This window comes from Veillonella atypica, assembly GCF_041431435.1.
GTDB classification, from domain to species: domain Bacteria; phylum Bacillota; class Negativicutes; order Veillonellales; family Veillonellaceae; genus Veillonella; species Veillonella atypica.
Genome location: NZ_JAPVXV010000005.1, coordinates 29,694 through 54,540, shown reverse-complemented (window position 1 = coordinate 54,540; position 24,847 = coordinate 29,694). Strand labels below are relative to the sequence as shown.

Here is a 24,847-nt window from a genome sequence, read left to right as displayed (position 1 = left end):
TATATGCAAGTAGAAGTAAAAACAAATGTGTTGGCGAAAAATGATGCCATTGCATCATCGTTACAACAAGTATTTAAAGAAAAAAATATATTTGTCTTTAATCTAATGGGCTCTCCAGGGGCCGGAAAGACCTCTTTGCTAGAAGCAACACTTCAAGATTTAGTTAAAGACTATAAATTAGCTGTTATCGAAGGTGATTTGTTTACATCTAAGGATGCAGAACGTATTCATGCCCTAGGTGTGCCTGTTATACAAATTAATACCGTTGGGGGTTGCCATTTAGATGCTAATATGATTCAAGATGCTATAACTGATTTAGATCTTGATGAACTCGATATGATTATTATCGAGAACGTAGGTAATCTAGTATGCCCTGCTGAGTTCGATATTGGTGAGGCGATGAAGGTTACCGTTTTATCTGTTACAGAAGGTGAAGATAAGCCTTTGAAATATCCTCTTATTTTTAAGGAATCAAAAGCTATATTGCTCAATAAAATTGACTTATTGCCATATGTGCCATTCGATAAAGATAAAGCCATTAAAGATATTCGTAATTTAAATCCTCAAGGCTATATATTTGAAATTAGCTGTACTGCTAAGGATGGATTGGCGCCTTGGTTAACATGGATTAGAGAACAAATGGAGAAACGTTAATGAAACATATGTTATCTCGTACTGCATTGACGATGGCAGTATTAAGTGCTTTAGGAACCGCATCGGTGGGGGCCGTTGATGCAGGACCAACAATACCGGAAGTAAAAAATGCAGTAGCTGTTGTGAAAGCTCCTGCTACTGATGAATCTTCGAAAACAGGTTGGTTAGCAGAACAGTTGGCTGTCACTGCTTTTGGTGACTCCTTACAGTATTGGCAAGCTGCTAGTGAAAATGATGGTGTTATGCCACAAGATTCAAAAAATAATCTAGCAGATATCGGACGTTCTTATACGTCTAATAATTTACAAGCGCTTGGTGATGAGGATGACTATAGTCTGGCTCAAAAGCCTGAGTCTGAAGATGGTACAAGTATTGGACCGGTTTATCGCGTTGGTGATGTGTATGTACCTAGTCCATCTGCTCAAAAGACGGTGAAGGGTGTATTCACAACGTATCATGAAAAAGATATAGATATAACTGTGTATACAGGCCCAGATAAATCGCGTTTAGTAGATAATCAGTTGCGTGGACAAGGTGCGACCTATTTACTCCCTGTTGGTACTATTACTAATCTTCATACTACTGATAAAGGATTGGTTACAATTCGTGATATCGGCGTAGGCAGTTCTCGTATGGAAATGATTTTCTCCTATGGTAGCCCCAATGCGATGTGGCGAAATCAGACTGATGAGTCATATATCTTCTTATATGAAGGGCATTCCGAAAATTCATGGTCAGAAAAAAAGGAATTTTCTTCTTCCGTAGCGAATACAAATAATAATAGCCAATTACCAGAAACTATTCAAAATGGAAAGTTCTATGTGGCTTTCACCATTAAAAATAATACGGTAGAGGCTGTTGATATTTTGGATGGTCAAGTATGGTCTCGATTTGGGTTGCCTAAGGCGCGTATGTATTCCTTCCATGCCGGTCAGTTGACTGAGGATGACTTTGTACTACGCGGATTGCATTTGAATCAGCATTTTGTAAATGATGCAAATGGTGAATGGCGTACACAGGGAATGCTGTTTGGGTCTACGTTCATAGGCTATAATGAATATGGTGTTAGTGTTGACGGTAATTCGCTTATTAATCGCGTTTTATTAAATGTCTACACACCAACACGTCGTGGTATCGCTATGGGTGATACTAAATATTTATTGCTCTTTGTATATGGTATGCCGACACGTATTGCTGAATCTACAACTAGTACGGGAACGGCTACGGTATATGAATATAAAAATCCAAGGTCGAATAATTCCTATTTGCAGTTCGCCTTAGATGATAAAAATCAATATATCAAATCAGTGATGTTGTCTGACAGACCTGTTAAATAGGTCATCTTATGTGAGGAGGCAAGGATATGGTTACTGTACAAGATGTGAAAGAACGGTGGGAACAAATTCAAAATAATGATGAACGCATATTGTTTATCGTTGGTGGTCCTGGTTCTGGTAAAAGTTTATTGATTCGTGAATTATCTGAACAAAAAGGGTGGAAGTACTTAGAGGCAAAACAACTTATTGAAGAAGAGTTTTTGTTAGTACCTCGTGATGAAAGACCACAACTTGCAGAAGAAGTAATTCGTCGTGCATTAAGTCGCAGTGATACAGAAGTTGTTCTTATCGATGGTATTAATGTATTGTTTGCACCGATATTAAATTTAAATCCTCTTGAACTATTAAAGACTATTAGTAAAACATATCCGATTGTTGTAGGTTGGCGTGGTCATCTCGAAGGTGATCAATTGTACTTAGAACACAATAATGATCCAAAACATGCGGTAGTGACAATCACTAAACCTGAGCGTGTTATGGTTATTGATTAATTAGCGTTACATTAATTAATGAGGGCATTATATATTGCCATGCATTGTGACCACATTTTGAAAGAAGGTGAATGACATGGAACAATATGTAATAGCCCTCATTTTAGGTGTTATAGAAGGTATAACAGAATGTATTCCTGTATCGAGTACAGGTCATATGATTATTATTGGGCATATGCTCAATTTTGAAGGCACACATGCTGATGTATTTGAAGTGTTTATTCAGATAGGTGCCATCCTTGCTATTTATACACATTATAGACGTACATTTAACGGCTTTTTAAAACGGAAAAATTGGATAAAAACACGCGGCGTATCTTTGCTACATATTAGTGCGGGCATGTTACCCGTATTAATGGCTGGATATCTTTTGCAATACATTATAAAAGAGTATTTATTTGGACCAATTCCCGTTATAATAGGCCTTATTATAGGTGCTATATTTATGATTTATGCGGAAAAAAGAACAGTATCTGGACGATTGGTGGATTCTGTAAATAATTTGACTATATATCAATGCTTTCAAATAGGTCTATATCAAATGCTTTGTCTATGGCCTGGATTTTCGCGCTCTGGTGCAACCATTGCAGGGGGGATGCTTATCGGCTGTACACGGAGGGCCGCAGCTGATTTTTCGTTTATCATGGCTGTGCCTGTTATGATTATCGTGTGTGTGTATGATTTAGTGCGTGTCATACATGCATTGGGATTAAATGATATCATTATGTTTATCATTGGCACCGTCGTATCATATATTAGTGGGATATATAACGGTAAAAGGCTTTTTGTGGTATCTAAATAGATCCTCGTTGGCGTCGTTTGGATATTATCGAATTATAGTTGCTATTCTAGCAATAATCTATTTATATATGTGAGTTTAGATGTGAGTTCCTATGAGGCAAAAATGAAGTTGGAAAAATTCTAAAAAAATACTTGCGTCAGAAAAACTTTCATGATATATTGATATAGCACTAAGGGTGACTGCGAAGAACGAACGAAATTTTCAAAAAAGTTTTAAAAGGTTCTTGACACTTAGTGTGTCAGATGATACAATACATCTTGTCGTAATGATGCTGGCGTAGCTCAATAGGTAGAGCAGCTGACTTGTAATCAGCAGGTTGTGGGTTCAATTCCTATCGCCAGCTCCATTTTATTTATGGAGGGATTCCCGAGCGGCCAAAGGGAGCAGACTGTAAATCTGCCGTCTTCGACTTCGAAGGTTCGAATCCTTCTCCCTCCACCATTTATAGCGGGGTGGAGCAGTTGGTAGCTCGTCGGGCTCATAACCCGAAGGTCGCAGGTTCAAGTCCTGTCCCCGCAACCATAATTTCACAGTGAAGTGAACGTTCATTGTGCTGGTGTAGCTCAGTCGGCAGAGCGTATCCTTGGTAAGGATAAGGTCACCGGTTCAATCCCGGTCACTAGCTCCATACATGGCGGCATAGCTCAGTTGGCTAGAGCAATCGGTTCATACCCGGTGTGTCCGCGGTTCAAATCCGTGTGCCGCCACCATTAAACCTCACATTGGTGGGGATTTTTTTGTATCTACTATAAAAATATAATTATAACTAATTACATCCCTCGAAATAGGATGTAATTTTTTGTTTATTGACATTTGTGTATTATGGTATAATAATCTGTAGGAATGTATATTCCGTTGATTAAATTAGGTTATTATATTATAGTAATACTATAAAAGTATTTTGTTTTTGTGAAGGAGGATATAATCCTAATGGCAAAAGAAAAATTTGAACGTACGAAACCGCATGTTAACATTGGTACTATCGGTCACGTTGACCATGGTAAAACTACTTTGACTGCTGCAATCACTAAAGTATTGGCTGAAAAAGGCCAAGCTGATTTCCAAGATTACAGCATGATCGATAAAGCTCCAGAAGAACGTGAACGTGGTATCACAATCAACACTGCACACGTTGAATACGAAACTGAAAACCGTCACTATGCACACGTTGACTGCCCAGGCCATGCTGACTATGTTAAAAACATGATCACTGGTGCGGCTCAAATGGACGGCGCTATCTTGGTATGTTCCGCAGCTGACGGCCCTATGCCTCAAACTCGCGAACACATCTTGTTGGCTCGCCAAGTTGGTGTTCCTGCAATCGTAGTATTCTTGAACAAAGCTGACATGGTTGACGACGAAGAATTGATCGAATTAGTAGAAATGGAAGTTCGTGAACTTCTTTCCTCCTACGAATTCCCTGGCGACGAAGTACCTATCATTGTAGGTTCCGCTTTGAAAGCTTTGGAAGGCGACGCTCAATATGTAGCTAAAATCGACGAATTGATGGCAGCTGTAGATTCCTACATCCCAACACCAGTTCGTGATACTGACAAACCTTTCTTGATGCCTGTGGAAGACGTATTCACAATCACTGGTCGTGGTACAGTAGCAACTGGCCGTGTTGAACGTGGTCAAGTAAATGTAGGCGACACAGTAGAAGTTGTAGGCTTGAAAGAAAAAGCTGAACAATACGTTGTAACTGGTCTTGAAATGTTCCGCAAAACTTTGGACTCTGCAGTAGCAGGCGACAACGTTGGTGCATTGCTTCGTGGTGTTGACCGTAAAGACATCGAACGTGGTCAAGTATTGGCTAAACCAGGTTCCATCAACCCACACACAAAATTCAAAGCAGAAGTATACGTATTGACTAAAGAAGAAGGTGGCCGTCATACTCCATTCTTCTCCAACTACCGTCCACAATTCTACTTCCGTACAACAGACGTAACAGGTGTTGTAAACCTTCCTGAAGGTGTAGAAATGTGTATGCCTGGCGATAACGTAACAATGAATATCGAATTGATTACTCCAATCGCTATCGAAGAAGGTCTTCGTTTCGCGATCCGCGAAGGTGGCCATACAGTAGGCGCTGGCGTTGTAACTGAAATCGAAGGTTAATTAGTAGCCTTTGTAATAAATAGGACTCCGTAAGGGGTCCTATTTTTGTGTAAAGTTCTAGACAAGGAACGCCATTTTTTGTTATACTATTTCTGTCAGGTACATGTGCCTGGCTTTTTTGAGTTGCTTAAAATCTTGACATTGCTAGACACATATGATACTATTCATTAGTATGTAGTCGAGCGTTTTCGAGTACAAGAGACTTATTAGTAAATATAAAGCGAGGTGTGTCCGGATGCGTAATGCCATTACTTTAGCTTGCACAGATTGCAAACAACGTAATTACCAAACGAACAAGAATAAGAAAAACAATCCTGATCGTATTGAAATGATGAAATATTGCAAATTCTGCGGTAAACATACATTACACCGTGAAACGAAATAATTCTTATCATTCATTACCTGTTGATTTGAGGATGTGAACAAATGGCAAAGTCTAACTCAGCAGTACAACAACGTGGCGGATTTGGTAAATTCTTCCGCGGCGTAAAGGCTGAACTGAAAAAAGTAGTCTGGCCAACAAGAAAAGAGCTCATCAATTACACAATTGTAGTATTTTTGGTAACTATATTTATCGCTTTACTCATTTATGTATTTGATGCGATTTTTGCTCAACTTATTAATATGTTGTTGCGGATTGTTGGATAGGGGGCCATTACATGGAAGCAGATAAGAAGTGGTATGTAATTCATACCTATTCAGGCTACGAAAATAAAGTTAAAACCACTTTAGAACTTAAGGTTCAATCTATGGGCTTACAAGATGTTATTAGTCGAATTCTAGTACCTCTTGAAGATGAAATAGATGAAAAAGATGGGGTTAAAAAAGTAGTAAAACGTAAAATATTTCCTGGGTACGTATTGGTTGAAATGGAAGTTAACGACCGTTCTTGGTATGTTGTGCGCAACACACCAGGTGTAACAGGTTTCGTTGGCTCTGCCACTAAACCAGTTCCACTTTCTGATTCCGAAGTAGAACATATACTTAAGTCTCAGGGCTTGGATAAGAAACCAACAATCAACGTCGATGTAGAGGTTGGTGAAACGGTACGCATTACATCCGGTGCCTTTGAAGATAGACTAGGTGTTATTACCGAAATTAACCCTGAAAAAGGAACATTGAAACTTAATGTAGAAATGTTCAATCGAGATACAGAGGTAGAGGTAGAGTTTTCTCAAGTTGAAAAAGCTCTTTAATATATAAATATAACTCTAAAAGAGCAATCGATTTTGGTTGCAGTGGGAGGATGTTTATCCGTTACCACCACAGTAGAATCATAGGAGGTTTAATTACCCATGGCTAAGAAATTAGTTAAACAAGTAAAACTACAAATTGAAGCCGCTAAAGCTACTCCAGCACCACCAGTTGGTCCTGCATTAGGTCAAGCAGGCGTTAACATCGTTGCTTTCACAAAAGAATTCAACGAACGTACTGCTAAACAAGCTGGCTTGATTATTCCAGTAGTTATTAACGTATATGAAGATCGTAGCTTCGACTTCATCACTAAGACACCACCAGCTGCAGTATTGTTGAAAAAAGCTGCAGGTATCCCAAAAGGTTCTGGTGTACCTAATCGTGATAAAGTAGCTAAAGTAGGTCGCGATAAAGTTCGTGAAATTGCTGAATTGAAAATGCCTGACTTGAATGCTAATACCGTAGAACAAGGTATGCGCATGGTAGAAGGTACTGCTCGCAGCATGGGCATTGAAATCGTTGACTAATAAGCGTACGACTTGCGCATAAGCGCAAATCGGTGGGAGGGAATTCCCGTTTGACCACATAAGGAGGATATTATAATGGCAAAAGTAGGTAAGAAATACGCTGAAGCAGTAAAACTTATTGAAGCTGGTAAGTTCTATGAACCAGTTGAAGCAATTGAGTTAGTTAAGAAAACTGCAACTGCAAATTTCGATGAAACAGTTGAAATCGCTTTCAACTTGAATGTCGACCCTAAATACGCTGATCAACAAGTTCGTGGTGCAGTAGTATTGCCTCATGGTACTGGCAAAACTAAACGCGTTCTTGTGTTCGCTAAAGGCGACAACATTAAAGCAGCTGAAGAAGCTGGCGCAGATTTCGTAGGTTCTGAAGAGTTAGTAGCTAAAATCCAAGGTGGTTGGAGCGACTTCGACGTAGTAGTTGCTACACCAGACATGATGGGTCAAGTTGGCCGTCTTGGTAAAATCTTGGGTCCTAAAGGCTTGATGCCAAACCCTAAAGTTGGTACTGTAACTCCAGACGTTGCTCGTGCAGTAAACGAAATTAAAGCTGGTAAAATCGAATACCGTACTGATAAAGCAGGTATCATTTCTTGCTCCATCGGTAAAGCTTCTTTCGATGATGAAAAATTACTTGACAATTACCGTACAATCGTTGATACTATTATCAAGGCTAAACCTGTAGCAGCTAAAGGTCAATACATTAAATCTGTAACCTTGTCCGCTACAATGGGCCCTGGTGTGCCTTTGAACGTGTTCAAATTGAGCAACGTAACTAAAGAGCAATAATCACATATGTCTCTTAGCTGTAGACGGCTGGTATGTATAATGGATGTAAATCCGCCCGCTGAGGCTGACACTAGAACAACCTAGGACTAGTTACGACCTCATCGCGTGCGATGAGGTCGTTTTTACGCTAAGATAGTACATAGAGCACCACAAAATCTATAAGGAGGTAATCTAATGGCTGTCACTGAATCAAAAAAAGCAATCGTTGCTCAAATGAAAGAAACTCTTTCTGAAGCAAAAGGTGCTGTATTGATTGGTTACTCTGGTTTGACTGTTGCGCAAGCAACTGATCTTCGTCGCAAAATGTTGGCTGAAGGTGTTGAATACAAAGTAATCAAAAATACTTTGACTCGCATTGCTGCAAACGAATTGAATCTTGAAGGTTTCTCTGAGCATTTAGAAGGTCCAACTGCATTGGCTACTTCTAAAGAAGATGCTGTTGCACCTGCTCGTGTAATCGAACAATTCATCAAAGCTACAGAACAAGAAGTTGTTACTGTAAAAGCTGGTATCGTTGAAGGCGAAGTTATGGACGCTGCAGGCGTTAAAGCAATCGCAAGCCTTCCAAACCGCGAAGGTATGCTTTCCATGTTGCTTTCCGTATTGCAAGCACCTGTTCGCAATGTTGCATACGCTGTCAAAGCTGTTGCAGACGCTCAACCAGCAGAAGCTGCAGAATAATAATTTCTGTGAATTATTCATTGGTCGCTTAAGACCGATACAATAAACTATTTTATGGAGGAAAACTAAAATGGCATTGAACATTGAAAACATCGTTGCTGAATTAAAAGAAGCAACTATTCTTGAACTTAATGATCTTGTAAAAGCAATTGAAGAAGAATTTGGCGTAACTGCAGCAGCTCCTGTAGCTGTAGCAGCTGCAGGTGGTGCTGACGGCGGCGCTGCTAAAGATTCCTTCGACGTAATCTTGAAAGAAGCTGGCGCATCCAAAATCAACGTAATCAAAGTTGTTCGTGAAGCAACTGGTCTTGGCTTGAAAGAAGCTAAAGCTATCGTTGACGGCGCTCCTGCACCTGTAAAAGAAGGCGTAGCTACTGAAGCAGCTGAAGCTTTAAAAGCTCAATTGGAAGAAGCTGGCGCAACTGTAGAATTGAAATAATTCTAGCCATATTAAAAGGCGTACCTAAAGGTACGCCTTTTTTGCGTTCTGATTACTGTGAAACGACTCTGTATGAACTTGATATTAAAAAGCGTGCCCCGAAGGACACGCTCTATTAAAATGAAATACTATCTTGTACTTTATATATGGTAGCTCCATTAGTTTTGCCCAATGGTTTTGTAATGACAGCTGCAGGTGAACTTTCAAAGTCTTTTATATTCCGATTAGGTACGATAACAATAGCATTTAACTCGTTTGGAAGTTGATCTAAAAACTCATCTTTGGTAATGGTAGGCATAATATTTCTGGCCTTAGCCCAGCGTTCGTCATCAGTCTTATTTAAATATACTTGTGTTGGTATATGTTTTGTATAATACACAACCGAAGTATAATATCCACCATATACGAAAACAGGTTGATTCGTATTTTCTATATAAGATGTAAACTGAATACCAGATTGACTCGTTAATATGGGCGTCACAGAAATGGTAGTGGCTGAGTATAGGGCTAGTATTGGAAGCAAAAATAGCAATGTGAGTTGTGAATATGTTCGTATGTAATGTCTAGCTATTTTAAAAATCAGAGCGCCTATGCTAACTATAATCATATACTCTAAGATATAGTCGCTAGCACTGACGGCTACGCCAATACCTAGAATGCATGTATATATGCCAAATGGTAGTGTTACTAAAAAAGTACAATATTTAGATAGATTAGGGTTAAACAGTAAATTGATAATTGCCTCACTACCCCATATGATACATGGAATAATCGCGGGTAGTGTATAGGTTAAATACTTGGTTGCTACAATAGAATAAAATAGTAATATAATAACAAACCATATCCCGCCAAGTAGGTTGAATGATTCCTTCCAGTTCAGTTTCCGCAATTGATATATAACCACTGGTGTCCATGGCAATAAAGCAAGCGGCGTAATTATTAGATAGTAGTACCACACGTCGAATTTAGGGTGTTCGGATACGAGGGCACGACCTACATTTTGTAGACCAAGAAATCCACTAATAAAATCTTGGCCGTGAATAGAATACATTGCTATGTACCATGGACTAGCAATGGCGAAAAATAATACAATGCCTAGCGGTGTAAACGCAATCTTTAAGTTTCTTAGTAAACTTACCTCATCCTTATTGGCCTTACTATATTTTTGAAGGACCATAAACACTAATAATATGAGTCCTGGTAATAGTAATCCGATGGGTCCTTTTGTTAAGACTGCAAAGGCTGCTGCTATATAGGCTTTCATCATCGACGTCTTATCATTGTTTGTAAAAGCTAGGTAAGCATAACCAAATATGGCAAGACTAAAGAAAAATAAAAAGCCATCTGTTATAACCGCATGTGATATATACCAAAATTGTAAGGTGCTCATCAAGAGGATGGCACTGGTTACTGCGACTGGGACGGACTGTTTGATACGGTATACCATGTGATACATGAGCGATACACTGGCCCCTGCAATTAATGTGTTGGGGATGCGTGATACAAAATCTGATATACCGAACAATTTATAGCAAATCATAAGTGCCCAATATGTTAATGGTGGTTTATCATACCATACATGGTCGTAAATCATAGGTGAAATCCATGAATTGTGAGTTAACATGGTTATGGCACTTAATACATAGTTAGATTCTACTGGATCGGTAATCGGTATATAGGCATTATAAAAACCATAGCTTATGACTGTAATTAAAAACAGCGCTATGATTCGTGTTCGATGACTTATGTTAATTTTAAACACTCCTTTATGTTAATAGTATATGCTTATATTTTACTATACTTTGCAATGTTCAGATATGTCATGAGAGAAATTATATAGAATATTGTTTTTATGGAATACCTTAAATGACTTTTGTGTATACAAAATACATGTTATAATAAAGTCAAAAGAAAGACCATTTTATACAATGTAATTTGAATGATATACACATTCAGTGGAAAGAAGGATAGCAATGAGAAAAGAACATGATTTCCTAGGTGAATTAGAAGTAGCTGATGAGTTATATTATGGTGTACAAACGATTCGTGCGTTAGAAAACTTTCACATTACAGGAAAACATTTAGACCAAGATTTTATTAAAGCTTTAGCAATGGTAAAAAAGGCCTCCGCTTTGGCCAATATGAAAACAGGTCGCCTCAATGTATCTATTGGTAAAGCCATTGTTCAAGCCGCAGATGAAGTTATCGCCGGCGAATTCGCAGATCAATTTCCAGTCGACCCAATTCAAGGTGGTGCAGGTACTTCTGTGAATATGAACATGAATGAAGTATTAGCAAACCGCGCTTGTGAAATTTTGGGTCATCCAAAAGGATCGTATGATATTGTAAGTCCTAATAACCATTGTAATATGGCGCAATCTACCAATGATGCATTTCCAACGGCTATTAAGGTTTGTGCGATTTTGAAATCTAAACCTTTGCTTGAAGCGTTGCAACGCCTTGTGGATGAACTTGAGAAAAAGGCTGATGAGTATAGCGAAATTTTAAAAATGGGGCGCACTCATTTACAAGATGCGGTGCCTATTACATTAGGTCAAGAAATGGGTGCTTATGCATCAGGTGTTCGCCGTGGTATTAGACGTATTAAATCTGCTGTTGAAGGAGCACATGTTATCAATATGGGGGCTACTGCCGTTGGTACAGGCCTTAATGCAGAACCAAATTACATTCATGACGTAGCATACGAACTTAGCGAAGTCGTAGGCGAACCATTCTATACTGCAGATAACTTGATTGATGCTACGAACAACACGGATATCTTTGCTGATATCTCTAGTGGTTTGAAGGTTACGGCTCTTGTATTGATTAAAATGGCCAACGATTTCCGTTTGATGGCATCTGGCCCTCGTTGTGGTATCGGGGAATTGAAATTACCTGCTCGTCAACCTGGTTCTTCCATTATGCCTGGTAAGGTGAACCCAGTTATCGCCGAAGTATTGAATCAAGTATGTTATCAAGTTATCGGTAACGATCTTACCATTTCTTTGGCTGTAGAAAATGGTCAATTTGAATTGAACGTAATGGAACCTGTATTGGCTTACAATTTGTTCAATAATCTTTGCTACCTTAAAAATGGTGTTAACACATTCGTTGATAAATTGCTTATCGATCTTGAAGTAGACCGTGAACAATGCGAATACTGGTTGAACCGTTCTGTTGGTATCGTAACTGCATTGTTGCCTCACCTTGGTTATGAAACCGCTTCTGCACTTGCAAAAGAAGCCTACACATCTGGTCGTGCTATTCGCGATATTATCCTAGAAAAAGGTTTATTGACCGAGGATGAAATCAATCATATTCTTTCTCCTAAAGAAATGACACGCCCTGGTATTGCCGCTGCTGATTTGTTAAAACACAAAGGAAATTAATTTTTATTAATGAACTTTGTCATATAATGTGAATAATACGTGAAAATGTGAAAGCTGTCAGCCTTTTGGTTGACAGCTTTTTTATATGATGATAGAATTATAAATTGCAAAAGTAGCATTTTCTACTTTTCCATGTAGAAGCTATAACTTACGTATTAAGGGTTTTCTTCCAAGGTTGTGCTTGGATAATGAACAGAGCAAGGTTATTTTTTAAATAAAAAAGGGCCTTGCTTATTTGGCGTTATTAAAGCAGGAAAACTGAGACCTGTAAGATGTCTTTTCTATGCCGTTATAGAAATATGGTGGACCAGTGTATTTGAAGGAGGGAAAGCACATATGTTCAAACCTGAACAGGTAGGCAAACGGACTCGTTATACATATGCAAAAATTAACGAAGTTATTAAGATGCCGCATTTGTTGGACATTCAGCGTAAATCGTACGAATGGTTCTTGGAGAGCGGTTTACAAAATATTTTCAACGATATTTCTCCGATTAAAGACAATTCAGGTAATTTAGTACTTTCTTTTGAAGGTTTTAGCTTAGGTGAGCCTAAGTATGATATTAATGAGTGCAAAAATCGTGATGCTACATACGCAGCACCACTTCGTGTAAATATCCGTTTAGTTAATAATGATCCTGAAAATATGGACATTAAAGAACAAGAAGTATTTATGGGTGATTTCCCATTGATGACGGATACAGGCACTTTCATTATCAATGGTGCAGAACGTGTTATCGTATCTCAATTAGTACGTTCCCCTGGCGTTTACTATGGTAAAGAAATCGATACCATGGGTAACCGTTTGTATGAATCCACAGTTATCCCAAATCGCGGTGCTTGGATTGAATTAGAAACAGATGCTAGCGAAGTTGTAGCCGTTCGTATCGACCGTAACCGTAAATTACCAGCTACTGTGCTTGTTCGTGCATTAGGTTGGGATACTAATGAAAGTATTCTTGATCTTTTCTGGAACGGTCAAACAGATGAAGATGGTTTACCAGTATATGATGAACGCATTGTTCGTACATTGGAAAAAGATACAACTCAATCTGCTGATGAAGCATTGGTAGAAATCTATAAAAAATTACGTCCAGGTGAACCTCCTACTGTAGAATCTGCTCGTAATTTATTCGATAATTTATTCTTCGATGCTCGCCGTTATGATTTAGCGCGCGTAGGTCGTTATAAATTAAATAAAAAACTAGGATGGCGTCAACGTATGTTGGGTCAAACATTGGCACAACCAATTGTTGATACTGAAACAGGTGAAATCATCCTTGATGCAGGCGTACAAGTTGGGGAAGAACAACTTGATATCGTTGCTAAGAGCGGTGTATTTAGCGGCGAAGGTTTTGCTGAATTCTATATCACTAATCCAGATGGTGTAGTATCCAAAATCATTTGCAACAACTGCAACTTAGAATTTAACCATCGTACAGTTACAAGAGAAGATATGATTGCTAATATCTCTTACCTCTTGAACTTGATGGATGGTGCCGGTCATACAGATGATATCGACCATTTGGGTAACCGTCGTCTTCGTTGCGTAGGTGAATTGTTACAAAATCAATTCCGTATTGGCTTGACTCGTATGGAACGTGTTGTACGTGAACGCATGACAATTCAAGAAATTGAATCCATTACGCCTCAAGCGTTGATTAATATTCGTCCTGTTGTAGCAGCGATTAAAGAATTCTTTGGTTCTTCTCAGTTGTCTCAATTTATGGACCAAACAAACCCATTAGCAGAATTGACACATAAACGTCGTCTATCTGCCCTTGGACCTGGCGGTTTATCTCGTGAACGTGCAGGTTTCGAAGTTCGTGACGTGCATCACTCTCACTATGGCCGTATGTGTCCTATTGAAACACCAGAAGGTCCTAACATCGGTTTGATTAACTCCTTATCTAACTATGCGAAGGTTAATGAATTCGGTTTCATCGAGGCTCCATACCGTAAGGTTGAAAAAATTTACGGCGAAGGTGCTGACGCGGATAAGGTTGTAAAAGTACGCGTATCTGAAAGCGTTGCTTATATGACTGCCGATGAAGAAGAAGGCATGACAATTGCCCAAGCGAACTCCCCTCTTGATGCAGACGGTTGTTTTGCTAATGACCATGTAGCATGTCGTCGTGGTCATGACGTATTAGAAGTAACACCTGATAAGGTTGATTACATGGACGTTAGTCCAAAAGAAGTTGTATCCATCGGTACAGCTATGATTCCATTCCTTGAAAACGATGATGCGAACCGTGCCTTGATGGGTGCGAACATGCAACGTCAAGCGGTGCCTTTGCTCCGTGCTCAAGCACCTTTAGTTGGTACAGGTATGGAATATACAGCGGCTACTGACTCTGGTGTTTGCGTATTGGCACGCGAAGCTGGTAAAGTCGTACGTTGCTGGGGTAATGAAATCCACGTTCTTCGCGATAGCGATGGTCGTGTTGATACATACCGTTTGAATAAATTCCTTCGTTCTAACCAATCCACCTGCTTTAACCAAAAACCAATCGTTAATCGTGGTGACCATGTTGTAAAAGGCCAAGTATTGGCTGATGGTCCTGCTACTGATGGTGGTGAATTGGCTCTTGGCTTTAATGTTCTTGTAGCGTTCATGCCTTGGGAAGGTTATAACTACGAAGATGCTATCTTGCTTAGTGAAGAACTTTGCAAAGAAGATATCTATACATCCATTCATATTGAAGAATACGAATGTGATGCGCGTGACACTAAACTAGGTGCCGAAGAAATCACTCGTGAATTGCCTAATACTGGTGATGATACACTTAAAAACCTAGATGAAGATGGTATCATCTGTATCGGTGCAGAAGTACATCCTGGTGATATCCTCGTGGGTAAAGCTACACCAAAAGGCGAAACTGAATTAACACCAGAAGAACGTTTGTTACGTGCTATTTTTGGTGATAAAGAACGCGAAGTTCGAGATACATCCCTCCGTGTGCCTCATGGTGAATGTGGTAAGGTTGTAGACGTTAAAGTGTTCACTCGTGAAAATGGTGATGAGTTACAACCAGGTGTAAACAAACTTGTTCGCGTTTACATCGCTCAAAAACGTAAAATCCACGAAGGCGATAAAATGGCCGGTCGTCATGGTAACAAAGGTGTCGTTTCTCGCGTAATGAGAAAAGAAGATATGCCATTCCTTCCAGATGGTACTCCAGTACAAATCGTATTGAACCCATTGGGCGTACCTTCTCGTATGAACATTGGTCAGGTTCTTGAAACTCACTTAGGCTGGGCTGTTCAAGGCTTGGGCATGAAAATTAAGGCTACAGATCTTCATATTCAAAATGTATTGAAAGAAGCGCGTACTGATGAATCCTATTGGGAACAAATCGATGCAATTCGCAAATTATATGCTGAAATTGAAGAGTTAGAAGCTAAAGCGAAAGAAGATGTAACAGTAGCTCATTTTGATATTGATGAAAAAATCATCGATTTGAAATCTCAAATCTTAGGTCACGTAGAAGAAGCTGCTCAAAAGAAATTGGCTGCACTTGGTGGCGAAGCTCGTTACAATGAATTGAAAGCATTAGAATCTAAATACAATGCACTTCACATGGAATATTTCGGCACTGAAGAAGAAGTGCCTGAAATGGATCCAGCTCTTGTTGAAGAATTAGAACGCATCAACAAGGTACGTGCTACATTGAACCATATCGAAGAAGCTCGTGCTAAACGCGTTGAAATTCGCAAAGATTTGGAAAAATTAGGCTATGACTATGATACCTATGGTATGCCAAAACCGGATGTAGCTGGTATTCATATCGCTACACCTGTATTTGATGGTGCCCATGAAAAAGATGTATTCGAAACATTGGATATCGCTGGTCGCCCAGATGATGGTAAAACCGTATTGTACGATGGCCGTACCGGTGAACCTATGGATAACCGTGTAACGGTTGGTTACGTATACATGTTGAAACTTCACCATTTGGTTGATGATAAAATTCATGCGCGCTCCACAGGTCCGTACTCCCTTGTTACACAACAACCATTGGGTGGTAAAGCTCAATTTGGTGGCCAACGTTTCGGGGAAATGGAAGTTTGGGCCCTTGAAGCATATGGCGCAGCCTATACTCTTCAAGAACTATTAACTGTTAAGTCTGACGACGTTGTTGGTCGTGTTAAAGCATACGAAAAAATCGTTAAAGGCGAAAATATTCCTGAACCAGGTGTGCCTGAGTCCTTCAAAGTATTGCTCAAAGAACTTCAAAGTATCGGTCTTGATGTAAAAATCTTGAACGAAGATCAAGAAGAAGTTGTTATGAAAGAACTTGATGACGAAGATGAAGTGGTAGAAACTGGTATTGAAGATGTTATGGACGGCGATGCTGTTGAAACAGATGAAGTAACAGTTGTAGACCCAGAAGCAGAGGAAGAAGTATCTAATGGTGGCGATGATGATATTCTTAGCCAATTAGCATATCCAATTAGTGAATCCTCTGCAGATGAAGACTGATACTGAATATTAGGAAGGGAGCGATAGTAGTGCTAGACGTAAATGAATTTGATTCCATGCGAATCGGTTTAGCCTCTCCAGAGCAAATTTTAGAATGGTCTCATGGGGAAGTTAAAAAACCAGAAACAATTAACTACCGTACGTTAAAGCCAGAACGTGATGGTCTATTTTGCGAACGCATTTTTGGACCAACAAAGGACTGGGAATGTCACTGCGGTAAATATAAACGCATCCGCCATAAAGGCGTTGTCTGCGATAAATGTGGCGTAGAAGTAACACGTGCTAAAGTGCGTCGTGAACGTATGGGCCATATCCAATTGGCTACACCTGTATCCCATATTTGGTACTTCAAGGGTATCCCATCTCGTATGGGCCTTATCCTTGATGTATCTCCACGTTCCTTGGAACGCGTATTGTATTTTGCTTCCTATATCGTAGTTGATCCTGCAGGTAGCCCATTGGCAAAACGCCAATTGTTATCTGAACAAGAATACCGTGAATACGAAGCTCAATTCAATGAAGAAGGATATACTATCGGTGGTAAATCCGTAGTTATTGAAACTGTGGCACAACGTAATGAACGTTTGGCTATCGTTCGTGAAGCACAACGTAAAGAACGTTATAATGCAGCACTTCGTGAAGATGCTACAATTCCAGAAGCTGATAAAGAATATGAAGAATTAACTCGTGAAGAACGTTACGAATTAGGTGCTACAGAAGAAATCTTATTCGTATGTATCGACATGGGTGCAGAAGCGGTAAAAGCATTATTATCTGAACTTGATTTAGAACAATTAAATGCTGAATTGCGCGAAGAGTTGAACACTGCAAGTGGTCAACGTAAAATCCGTGCCGTTCGCCGTCTTGAAGTAGTAGAAGCATTCCGTCAATCTGGCAATCGCCCAGAATGGATGATTATGGATGTCGTTCCTGTTATCCCACCTGAATTGCGCCCTATGGTTCAATTAGATGGTGGTCGCTTTGCTACATCTGACCTTAATGATTTGTATCGTCGTGTTATCAATCGTAACAACCGTTTGAAACGTTTGTTGGACTTAGGTGCTCCTGATATCATCGTGCGCAATGAAAAACGCATGTTGCAAGAAGCGGTTGATGCATTGATTGATAATGGTCGTCGTGGCCGTCCTGTTACAGGTCCTGGCAACCGCCCATTAAAATCCTTGTCCGATATGCTTAAAGGTAAACAAGGTCGTTTCCGTCAAAACTTGCTCGGTAAACGTGTTGACTACTCCGGTCGTTCCGTTATCGTAGTAGGTCCAGAACTTAAAATGCATCAATGTGGTTTGCCTAAAGAAATGGCATTGGAATTGTTCAAGCCATTCGTTATGAAACGCTTGGTAGAACGTGGACAAGCATCCAATATTAAGGCTGCTAAGCGCCAAGTAGAACGCGTAGGTCCTGGTGTATGGGAATCCTTGGAAGAGGTTATCAAAGAACATCCAGTTCTTTTGAACCGTGCCCCTACATTGCATAGACTTGGTATCCAAGCCTTCGAACCAATCCTTTGGGAAGGCCGTGCTATCAAATTGCATCCATTAGTATGTACAGCCTTTAATGCCGACTTTGACGGTGACCAAATGGCTTGTCATTTACCATTGTCCGTAGAAGCTCAATCCGAAGCTCGTACATTGATGCTATCCGTTCATAATATCTTATCAACAAAAGATGGTAAGCCAGTTGCTATTCCATCTCAAGATATGATTTTGGGTACTTATTACCTAACAGTTGTACGCGAAGATACTCGTGATAAAGCAAAAACATTTGCTACATATGACGAAGTAATGCTTGCTTACGATTCTCATGTTATCGGATTGCAAGATATTTTATACATTCGCTTGCCTGAACACGGTCGCGTAGAAACTACAGCTGGTCGTTTGATCTTTAACAACGCTTTGTTCCCAGAATTATGGCAATATGAACAAAAAGAAGACGGTACTTACACATTGGGTAAGGTTATGGATAAGAAGACGGTTGGTAAACTTGTAGATCAATGTTTCCAATTATTCGGCAATGAAAAAACTGCTGAACTCTTAGACAGAATTAAATCTCTTGGTTACTCCTTTGCACGTCGTGCAGGTATGACAGTAGCCATTGCGGATATTAAAGTACCAGAAGAAAAATTCGATTTACTTGATACTGCAGAACAAGAAGTAGAAAAAGTATCTCGTCTATATCGTCGTGGTCTTATTACAGAAGAAGAACGTTATCGTAAAACAATCCAATTGTGGACAAAAGCAACAGAAGATGTTACTGATGCCATGATGGATAATATGGCGCGCGATAAAGATGGCTTCAACCCTGTATATATGATGGCTATCTCCGGTGCCCGTGGTAACAAACAACAAATTCGTCAGCTTGCTGGTATGCGTGGTTTGATGGCTGACCCATCTGGTCGTATCATCGACTTGCCAATCAAGGCAAACTTTAAAGAAGGTTTGACTGTATTGGATTACTTTACGTCCTCTCATGGTGCTCGTAAAGGTTTGGCCGATACAGCACTTCGTACTGCTGACTCTGGTTATTTGACTCGTCGTCTTGTTGACGTATCTCAAGACGTTATCGTTCGTGAGGACGATTGTGACGTTGTAGGTATCGATCTCGTTCGTGAACGCGCTCGTTTGGCTACATCTCCACGTCAAGCTCTTGAAATGTTGAAAGACAAATTGATTGGTCGCGTTCTCGATAAAGATGTAGTAAATGCTGAAACAGGTGAATTGGCTGTTCCTGCAGAAACTATTCTTGATGAACAAAGCTTAGCAGATATCGCAGATGCTGGTGTAACAGCTATCTCCTTGCGCGGTGCACATTTAGGCTCTGATAGCGATATTAACCATACTAATTTGGTACAAAAGATTCTTCTTGGTGAAAGCGACGATAGTATCCGTGCGACATTAAAAGAAACTATGGTTCAAAATATGTTGAACAAGGATACTGTGAATGCTATCGTGGACAGCAATGGCGTAGAAATCTACCCTGCTGATACACGCCTTACAGAAGAGGGAATAGAAGCAATTCTAAACTCTGATGTAAAAGAGGTACAAGTACGCAATAATGAAATCAACGGTATTGAAGTAGAAGCTATCGTTGAAGGTACGGGTATTATTGAACCGTTGAAAGACCGTATCGTAGGTCGTATTGCAGCTGAAGAATTAATCAATAAGGAAACTGGTGAAGTTATCGTTCCATTGAATGGTGAAATTACTGAAGAACTTGCTGATGAAGTTGTAAAACATTACGATGTTGTTAAAATCCGTTCCGTATTGACTTGTCGCAGCCCTTATGGCGTATGTCGTAAGTGCTATGGTCGTGACCTTGGTACAGGTGACCAAGTTCAAGTCGGTGAAGCAGTTGGTATCATTGCGGCTCAATCCATCGGTGAACCTGGTACACAATTGACAATGCGTACATTCCATACAGGCGGTGTCGCAGGTGACGATATCACACAAGGTTTGCCTCGTGTTGAAGAATTGTTCGAAGCTCGTAAACCAAAACGTAATGCAATCATTGCTGAAAATGAAGGTGTAGTACGTGTTGTACCTAACGAAGGTAAAAAAGGTACTAATACTATCTTTATTACAGGTGAAGATGGTATTGAACTCGATTACCTCATCCCTTATGGTTCCCGCATTATCGTTAAAGACGGTGATGTTGTATCCTTGGGCGCACGTTTGACAGAAGGTTCCATTAATCCTCATGACATCATGCGTGTAATGGGCACACAAGCAACACAACGTTACCTCGTATACGAAGTACAAAAAGTATATAAATCTCAAGGTGTAGAAATCAACGATAAACACATTGAAGTTATTGTTCGTCAAATGCTTCATAAGGTTAAAATCGAAACTGCTGGCGATGCAGATATGCTTCCTGGCGACATGATTGATATCAACACATTTGATGAAGAAAATCGTCGTTTAACATTGAATGGCCGTGAAAATGCTACTGGTAAACGTACATTGTTGGGTATTACTAAAGCTGCATTGGCTACAGATTCCTTCTTGTCTGCTGCATCATTCCAAGAAACTACACGTGTTCTTACAGATGCTGCTATTAAGGGCAAAATCGATCCATTATTGGGTCTTAAGGAAAATGTTATCATCGGTAAATTGATTCCTGCCGGTACTGGTATGAGCCGTTACCGTAAAATTGAAGTAGTTAAAAAGGCTCCTGAAATTTTGGAATTAACTGATGACGGTGAAATCATAGAAAAATAAGGTTTTATAGCTTTATAGCTATGATTAGAAAATAAAAGAGATATTCCTAGATTGTTATATAATTTAGGGATATCTCTTTTTTTGTTATATCAATTTTGCATAACAAGACTGCGCTAATAGAATTGAATATGTATAAAGTGTATAAAAATAAGCGAAATTATCTATATTTGTATAAAAAAACGAGAATACTTCATGTAATTCTTATAAATGAAACACACGGATAGGTGTACATATTAAATACAGTGAAATAGCGGTTTTGAGTGTTAAAAAACCTTTGACATGCGTTTGAGTAATTGATATACTTACATAGTGCTTAGAGGGCAAGTGCGCCCTGAGCATAGTTTCGTAAGGAGAAGATGTAACCATGGACATTGCCCATTTGGCATCGGCGAACAAGACAATAGGTGCTAAGCAAACGATTAAATCAATTGCAAAAGGCTCTGTTAAGTTTGTGTTTCTCGGCTGCGATAGCGATAGCTACGTAGTAGATCCTGTACGGATGGCTTGCGTGGAACATAATATACCGTTCGACGATAAGCATACGATGGATGACCTTGGTCGTGCGTGCCGCATTAAGGTGCGGGCTACAGCGGTAGGCATCCTACGTTAATCTCGGTAATATCCGATGTAACAATTTGTTATGACGGATCAATTATAAATCTCAAATTTGGAAAGGAGGGGCCCAAATGCCAACAATTAATCAGCTAGTACGCAAAGGCCGCATGAGCTTGACTAAAAAATCTACAGCTCCAGCGCTTCAAGAATCTCCACAAAAACGTGGTGTATGTACTCGTGTGTACACAGCTACTCCAAAGAAACCAAACTCCGCGCTTCGTAAAGTTGCCCGTGTACGTTTGACAAACGCTATTGAAGTAACTGCTTACATTCCAGGCATTGGTCACAATTTACAAGAACACAGTGTTGTACTTATCAGAGGCGGTCGTGTAAAAGACCTTCCAGGTGTGCGTTATCACATCGTTCGTGGTGCATTGGATACAGCTGGCGTACAAAATCGTATGCAAAGTCGTTCCAAATACGGCGCGAAAAAAGCTAAAAAATAATTTTAGCCATTAAACGAAATTAACACACATCATTATAAAGGAGGAATTGAACATGCCAAGAAAAGGCCCTGTTCCGAAACGTGATGTACTTCCAGATCCGGTGTACAACAGCAAATTAGTAACACGTTTCATTAACAAAGTTATGTACGATGGCAAAAAAGGCATTGCTGAAACTATCGTATATGATGCATTTGAAATTATTCGTTCCAAAATGGGTCAAGACCCAATGGAAGTTTTTGATCAAGCATTGAAAAATGTTATGCCTGTACTTGAAGTACGTGCTCGCCGTATCGGTGGTGCGAACTACCAAGTGCCAGTTGAAGTTCGTGCTGATCGCCGTCAAACCCTCGGTATTCGTTGGGTTGTAAACTACGCTCGTCTTCGTGGTGAACGCACTATGAAAGAACGCTTAGCAGGCGAATTGATGGACGCTTTCAACAATGCAGGCGCTGCAATCAAGAAAAAAGAAGATACTCATAAAATGGCAGAAGCTAATAAAGCATTTGCTCATTATCGTTGGTAATAAGAGGTGACAACTGTGGCAAGAGAGTTTTCCCTAGCAAAAACTCGTAATATCGGTATCATGGCTCACATCGATGCTGGTAAAACAACAACTACAGAACGTATCCTCTACTATACAGGTATTGTTCACAAAATCGGCGAAGTACATGAAGGTGCTGCTACGATGGACTGGATGGCGCAAGAACAAGAACGTGGTATCACAATCACTTCTGCGGCGACAACATGTCACTGGAAAGATCATCGTATCAATATCATCGATACTCCTGGTCACGTTGACTTTACTGTAGAAGTAGAACGTTCTCTACGTGTACTTGATGGCTCCGTAGCGGTGTTCAGTGCTAAAGGTGGCGTTGAACCTCAATCCGAAACAGTATGGCGTCAAGCATCTAACTACGGCGTACCTCGTATCGCTTATGTAAATAAGATGGATACAGTAGGTGCTGACTTCTTCAACGTAGTTGATATGATGAAATCCCGTTTGGGTGCAAATTCCGTAGCTATCCAAGTGCCAATCGGCGCTGAAGATACTTTCGAAGGCATCATCGATTTGATGACTATGAAAGCGGAAATTTACAAATCCGATGACGGTAAAGAATATGAAATCACTGATATCCCAGCAGAATATCAAGAAGTAGCTGAAGCTCGTCGCGAAATGATGATCGATGCTATCGCTGAAACTGATGACGATATCATGATGAAATATTTGGAAGGTGAAGAAATCTCCATTGAAGAATTGAAAGCAGCATTGCGTAAAGCAGTTATTGCTAACCAATTGTTCCCAGTTCTTTGTGGTTCTTCCTACAAAAACAAAGGTGTACAAATGTTGTTGGACGCTGTTGTAGATTACATGCCAGCTCCTATCGACATTCCAGCTATTAAAGGTACCGTTCCTGGTACTGAAGAAGAAACTACTCGTCCTTCTTCCGATGATGAACCATTCTCCGCATTGGCATTCAAAATCATGGCTGACCCTTATGTTGGTAAATTAGCGTTCTTCCGTGTGTACTCCGGTACATTGGAATCCGGTTCCTACGTTTTCAACTCCACAAAAGGTAAGAAAGAACGTATCGGCCGTATTCTTCAAATGCACGCTAACACTCGTAAAGAAATCGACATGGTTTACGCTGGCGACATCGCTGCAGCTGTAGGCTTGAAAGATACTACTACTGGTGATACTCTTTGTGATGAAAAGAATCCTGTAATTCTTGAATCCATGGAATTCCCTGAACCAGTTATCTCCGTTGCTGTTGAACCTAAAACAAAAGCTGACCAAGAAAAAATGGGTACAGCTCTTGCTCGTTTGGCAGAAGAAGATCCTACTTTCAAAGTTCGTACTGATGAAGAAACAGGTCAAACTATTATCTCCGGTATGGGCGAACTTCACTTGGATATCATCGTCGACCGTATGAACCGTGAATTCAAAGTAGAATGTAACGTAGGTAAACCTCAAGTAGCTTATCGCGAAACTATCCGTAAAGCTGTTAAAGCTGAAGGTAAATTCGTTCGTCAATCTGGTGGTCGTGGTCAATATGGTCACTGCTGGTTGGAATTAATTCCTCAAGAACCAGGTGCTGGCTTCGAATTTGAAAATAAGGTCGTAGGTGGTGCAATTCCTCGTGAATACATCGGACCTGTTGAAAATGGTGTTAAAGAAGCTATGGAATCCGGTGTTATCGCTGGTTATCCAATGGTTGACATCAAAGTTATCGTATTTGACGGCTCCTACCATGACGTTGACTCCAACGAAATGGCCTTCAAAATCGCTGGTTCCATGGGCTTTAAAGAAGGTGCTCGCAAAGCAGACCCTGCATTGCTTGAACCATACATGTCCGTAGAAGTAGACGTTCCTGAAGAATACATGGGCGACGTTATCGGTGACTTGAACTCTCGTCGTGGTCGCATGGACGGCATGGAAGCTCGTAATGGTAACCAACATATCAAAGCATATGTTCCATTGAGCGAAATGTTCGGTTACGCAACTGACCTTCGTTCCAAAACTCAAGGTCGCGGTAACTACTCCATGACATTCGATCATTACGAAGAAGTTCCTAAGAAAATTGCTGAAGAAATTCAAGCAAAGAAAAACGGTTAATCTTACATTAGATTAATAGAATTACTATTTTCCT

General features: G+C 40.0%; 19 protein-coding genes, 5 tRNA genes and 1 pseudogene. 24 read left to right on the top strand and 1 reads right to left on the bottom strand.

Features of this window, described 5'->3' with window-relative positions; genetic code table 11:
* Nucleotides 1-3: 3 nt before the first annotated feature.
* From hypB to rplL, 17 genes and pseudogenes are all read left to right on the top strand, one after another.
* Nucleotides 4-654, top strand: a complete 651-nt coding sequence (gene hypB / locus O3598_RS07250; RefSeq protein ID WP_005377062.1) for a hydrogenase nickel incorporation protein HypB — start codon at nucleotides 4-6, stop codon at nucleotides 652-654.
* Nucleotides 654-1,991: a hypothetical protein gene (locus O3598_RS07245; RefSeq protein ID WP_371452261.1), complete on the top strand. Its 1,338-nt coding sequence runs from the start codon at nucleotides 654-656 to the stop codon at nucleotides 1,989-1,991. Before hypB ends, O3598_RS07245 begins: the two co-directional genes overlap by 1 nt.
* Before the next feature lie 26 nt (nucleotides 1,992-2,017).
* The gene (gene brxF / locus O3598_RS07240) at nucleotides 2,018-2,482 is read left to right on the top strand and encodes a BREX-3 system P-loop-containing protein BrxF (RefSeq protein ID WP_005377114.1); all 465 of its coding nucleotides are present in this window, start codon (nucleotides 2,018-2,020) and stop codon (nucleotides 2,480-2,482) included.
* Nucleotides 2,483-2,558: 76 nt separating this feature from the next.
* A pseudogene (locus O3598_RS07235) lies at nucleotides 2,559-3,357 on the top strand (undecaprenyl-diphosphate phosphatase).
* Nucleotides 3,358-3,554: 197 nt separating this feature from the next.
* Nucleotides 3,555-3,630, top strand: a tRNA-Thr gene (locus tag O3598_RS07230).
* A gap of 10 nt (nucleotides 3,631-3,640) precedes the next feature.
* A tRNA-Tyr gene (locus O3598_RS07225) sits at nucleotides 3,641-3,725 on the top strand.
* A 5-nt stretch (nucleotides 3,726-3,730) separates the two neighbouring features.
* Nucleotides 3,731-3,806 (top strand) — tRNA-Met (locus O3598_RS07220).
* 30 nt (nucleotides 3,807-3,836) lie between these two features.
* Nucleotides 3,837-3,912, top strand: a tRNA-Thr gene (locus O3598_RS07215).
* Nucleotides 3,913-3,917: 5 nt separating this feature from the next.
* Nucleotides 3,918-3,994, top strand: a tRNA-Met gene (locus tag O3598_RS07210).
* A 220-nt stretch (nucleotides 3,995-4,214) separates the two neighbouring features.
* Nucleotides 4,215-5,402 carry an elongation factor Tu gene (gene tuf, locus O3598_RS07205; RefSeq protein ID WP_005377009.1) on the top strand — a complete coding sequence of 396 codons (1,188 nt, stop codon included), beginning with the start codon at nucleotides 4,215-4,217 and terminating at the stop codon, nucleotides 5,400-5,402.
* A 235-nt stretch (nucleotides 5,403-5,637) separates the two neighbouring features.
* Nucleotides 5,638-5,787 carry a 50S ribosomal protein L33 gene (gene rpmG, locus O3598_RS07200; RefSeq protein ID WP_004693530.1) on the top strand — a complete coding sequence of 50 codons (150 nt, stop codon included), beginning with the start codon at nucleotides 5,638-5,640 and terminating at the stop codon, nucleotides 5,785-5,787.
* A gap of 41 nt (nucleotides 5,788-5,828) precedes the next feature.
* Nucleotides 5,829-6,050, top strand: coding sequence for a preprotein translocase subunit SecE (gene secE, locus O3598_RS07195; RefSeq protein WP_005377007.1), 222 nt, complete (start codon nucleotides 5,829-5,831; stop codon nucleotides 6,048-6,050).
* A gap of 11 nt (nucleotides 6,051-6,061) precedes the next feature.
* Nucleotides 6,062-6,598, top strand: a complete 537-nt coding sequence (gene nusG / locus O3598_RS07190; protein ID WP_005377143.1) for a transcription termination/antitermination protein NusG — start codon at nucleotides 6,062-6,064, stop codon at nucleotides 6,596-6,598.
* A 99-nt stretch (nucleotides 6,599-6,697) separates the two neighbouring features.
* A complete protein-coding gene (rplK, locus tag O3598_RS07185; protein WP_004693535.1) occupies nucleotides 6,698-7,123 on the top strand; it encodes a 50S ribosomal protein L11 in 426 nt (141 codons plus the stop codon).
* A 75-nt stretch (nucleotides 7,124-7,198) separates the two neighbouring features.
* On the top strand, nucleotides 7,199-7,909 hold the full coding sequence (gene rplA / locus O3598_RS07180) for a 50S ribosomal protein L1 (RefSeq protein ID WP_005377180.1): 711 nt from the start codon (nucleotides 7,199-7,201) through the stop codon (nucleotides 7,907-7,909).
* A gap of 174 nt (nucleotides 7,910-8,083) precedes the next feature.
* Nucleotides 8,084-8,590, top strand: a complete 507-nt coding sequence (rplJ, locus tag O3598_RS07175; RefSeq protein ID WP_005382951.1) for a 50S ribosomal protein L10 — start codon at nucleotides 8,084-8,086, stop codon at nucleotides 8,588-8,590.
* Nucleotides 8,591-8,660: 70 nt separating this feature from the next.
* On the top strand, nucleotides 8,661-9,029 hold the full coding sequence (rplL, locus tag O3598_RS07170; RefSeq protein ID WP_005377172.1) for a 50S ribosomal protein L7/L12: 369 nt from the start codon (nucleotides 8,661-8,663) through the stop codon (nucleotides 9,027-9,029).
* 115 nt (nucleotides 9,030-9,144) lie between these two features.
* Here the strand turns inward: rplL and O3598_RS07165 are convergent, their stop codons facing one another.
* Entirely contained in the window at nucleotides 9,145-10,791 is a 1,647-nt protein-coding gene (locus O3598_RS07165; protein WP_287524371.1) for an ArnT family glycosyltransferase, read from the bottom strand.
* 211 nt (nucleotides 10,792-11,002) lie between these two features.
* Here O3598_RS07165 and O3598_RS07160 point away from each other — a divergent pair, with 211 nt between their 5' ends.
* The 7 genes from O3598_RS07160 to fusA all read left to right on the top strand — a co-directional run bounded on the left by O3598_RS07160 (nucleotide 11,003) and on the right by fusA (nucleotide 24,813).
* Nucleotides 11,003-12,418: an aspartate ammonia-lyase gene (locus O3598_RS07160; protein ID WP_005379846.1), complete on the top strand. Its 1,416-nt coding sequence runs from the start codon at nucleotides 11,003-11,005 to the stop codon at nucleotides 12,416-12,418.
* 336 nt (nucleotides 12,419-12,754) lie between these two features.
* The gene (gene rpoB, locus O3598_RS07155) at nucleotides 12,755-16,903 is read left to right on the top strand and encodes a DNA-directed RNA polymerase subunit beta (RefSeq protein WP_339360896.1); all 4,149 of its coding nucleotides are present in this window, start codon (nucleotides 12,755-12,757) and stop codon (nucleotides 16,901-16,903) included.
* Nucleotides 16,904-16,932: 29 nt separating this feature from the next.
* Entirely contained in the window at nucleotides 16,933-21,138 is a 4,206-nt protein-coding gene (gene rpoC / locus O3598_RS07150; RefSeq protein ID WP_038123298.1) for a DNA-directed RNA polymerase subunit beta', read from the top strand.
* A 364-nt stretch (nucleotides 21,139-21,502) separates the two neighbouring features.
* On the top strand, nucleotides 21,503-21,748 hold the full coding sequence (locus O3598_RS07145; protein ID WP_005377124.1) for a ribosomal L7Ae/L30e/S12e/Gadd45 family protein: 246 nt from the start codon (nucleotides 21,503-21,505) through the stop codon (nucleotides 21,746-21,748).
* Between the two features lie 76 nt (nucleotides 21,749-21,824).
* Entirely contained in the window at nucleotides 21,825-22,199 is a 375-nt protein-coding gene (gene rpsL, locus O3598_RS07140) for a 30S ribosomal protein S12 (protein ID WP_004693554.1), read from the top strand.
* Nucleotides 22,200-22,251: 52 nt separating this feature from the next.
* Nucleotides 22,252-22,722, top strand: coding sequence for a 30S ribosomal protein S7 (gene rpsG / locus O3598_RS07135; protein WP_004693556.1), 471 nt, complete (start codon nucleotides 22,252-22,254; stop codon nucleotides 22,720-22,722).
* Between the two features lie 15 nt (nucleotides 22,723-22,737).
* The gene (gene fusA / locus O3598_RS07130) at nucleotides 22,738-24,813 is read left to right on the top strand and encodes an elongation factor G (protein WP_005377031.1); all 2,076 of its coding nucleotides are present in this window, start codon (nucleotides 22,738-22,740) and stop codon (nucleotides 24,811-24,813) included.
* Nucleotides 24,814-24,847 lie beyond the last annotated feature (34 nt).

What these genes read in the sequence shown, in the direction of transcription:
- secE (WP_005377007.1), top strand. Translation starts at nt 5,829, where the DNA reads ATGGCAAAGTCTAACTCAGCAGTACAACAACGTGGCGGATTTGGTAAA.
- tuf (WP_005377009.1), top strand. Translation starts at nt 4,215, where the DNA reads ATGGCAAAAGAAAAATTTGAACGTACGAAACCGCATGTTAACATTGGT.
- rpoB (WP_339360896.1), top strand. Translation starts at nt 12,755, where the DNA reads ATGTTCAAACCTGAACAGGTAGGCAAACGGACTCGTTATACATATGCA.
- rplA (WP_005377180.1), top strand. Translation starts at nt 7,199, where the DNA reads ATGGCAAAAGTAGGTAAGAAATACGCTGAAGCAGTAAAACTTATTGAA.
- rpsL (WP_004693554.1), top strand. Translation starts at nt 21,825, where the DNA reads ATGCCAACAATTAATCAGCTAGTACGCAAAGGCCGCATGAGCTTGACT.
- rplJ (WP_005382951.1), top strand. Translation starts at nt 8,084, where the DNA reads ATGGCTGTCACTGAATCAAAAAAAGCAATCGTTGCTCAAATGAAAGAA.
- brxF (WP_005377114.1), top strand. Translation starts at nt 2,018, where the DNA reads ATGGTTACTGTACAAGATGTGAAAGAACGGTGGGAACAAATTCAAAAT.
- nusG (WP_005377143.1), top strand. Translation starts at nt 6,062, where the DNA reads ATGGAAGCAGATAAGAAGTGGTATGTAATTCATACCTATTCAGGCTAC.
- rplK (WP_004693535.1), top strand. Translation starts at nt 6,698, where the DNA reads ATGGCTAAGAAATTAGTTAAACAAGTAAAACTACAAATTGAAGCCGCT.
- O3598_RS07245 (WP_371452261.1), top strand. Translation starts at nt 654, where the DNA reads ATGAAACATATGTTATCTCGTACTGCATTGACGATGGCAGTATTAAGT.
- hypB (WP_005377062.1), top strand. Translation starts at nt 4, where the DNA reads ATGCAAGTAGAAGTAAAAACAAATGTGTTGGCGAAAAATGATGCCATT.
- rplL (WP_005377172.1), top strand. Translation starts at nt 8,661, where the DNA reads ATGGCATTGAACATTGAAAACATCGTTGCTGAATTAAAAGAAGCAACT.
- O3598_RS07145 (WP_005377124.1), top strand. Translation starts at nt 21,503, where the DNA reads ATGGACATTGCCCATTTGGCATCGGCGAACAAGACAATAGGTGCTAAG.
- rpmG (WP_004693530.1), top strand. Translation starts at nt 5,638, where the DNA reads ATGCGTAATGCCATTACTTTAGCTTGCACAGATTGCAAACAACGTAAT.
- rpsG (WP_004693556.1), top strand. Translation starts at nt 22,252, where the DNA reads ATGCCAAGAAAAGGCCCTGTTCCGAAACGTGATGTACTTCCAGATCCG.
- O3598_RS07160 (WP_005379846.1), top strand. Translation starts at nt 11,003, where the DNA reads ATGAGAAAAGAACATGATTTCCTAGGTGAATTAGAAGTAGCTGATGAG.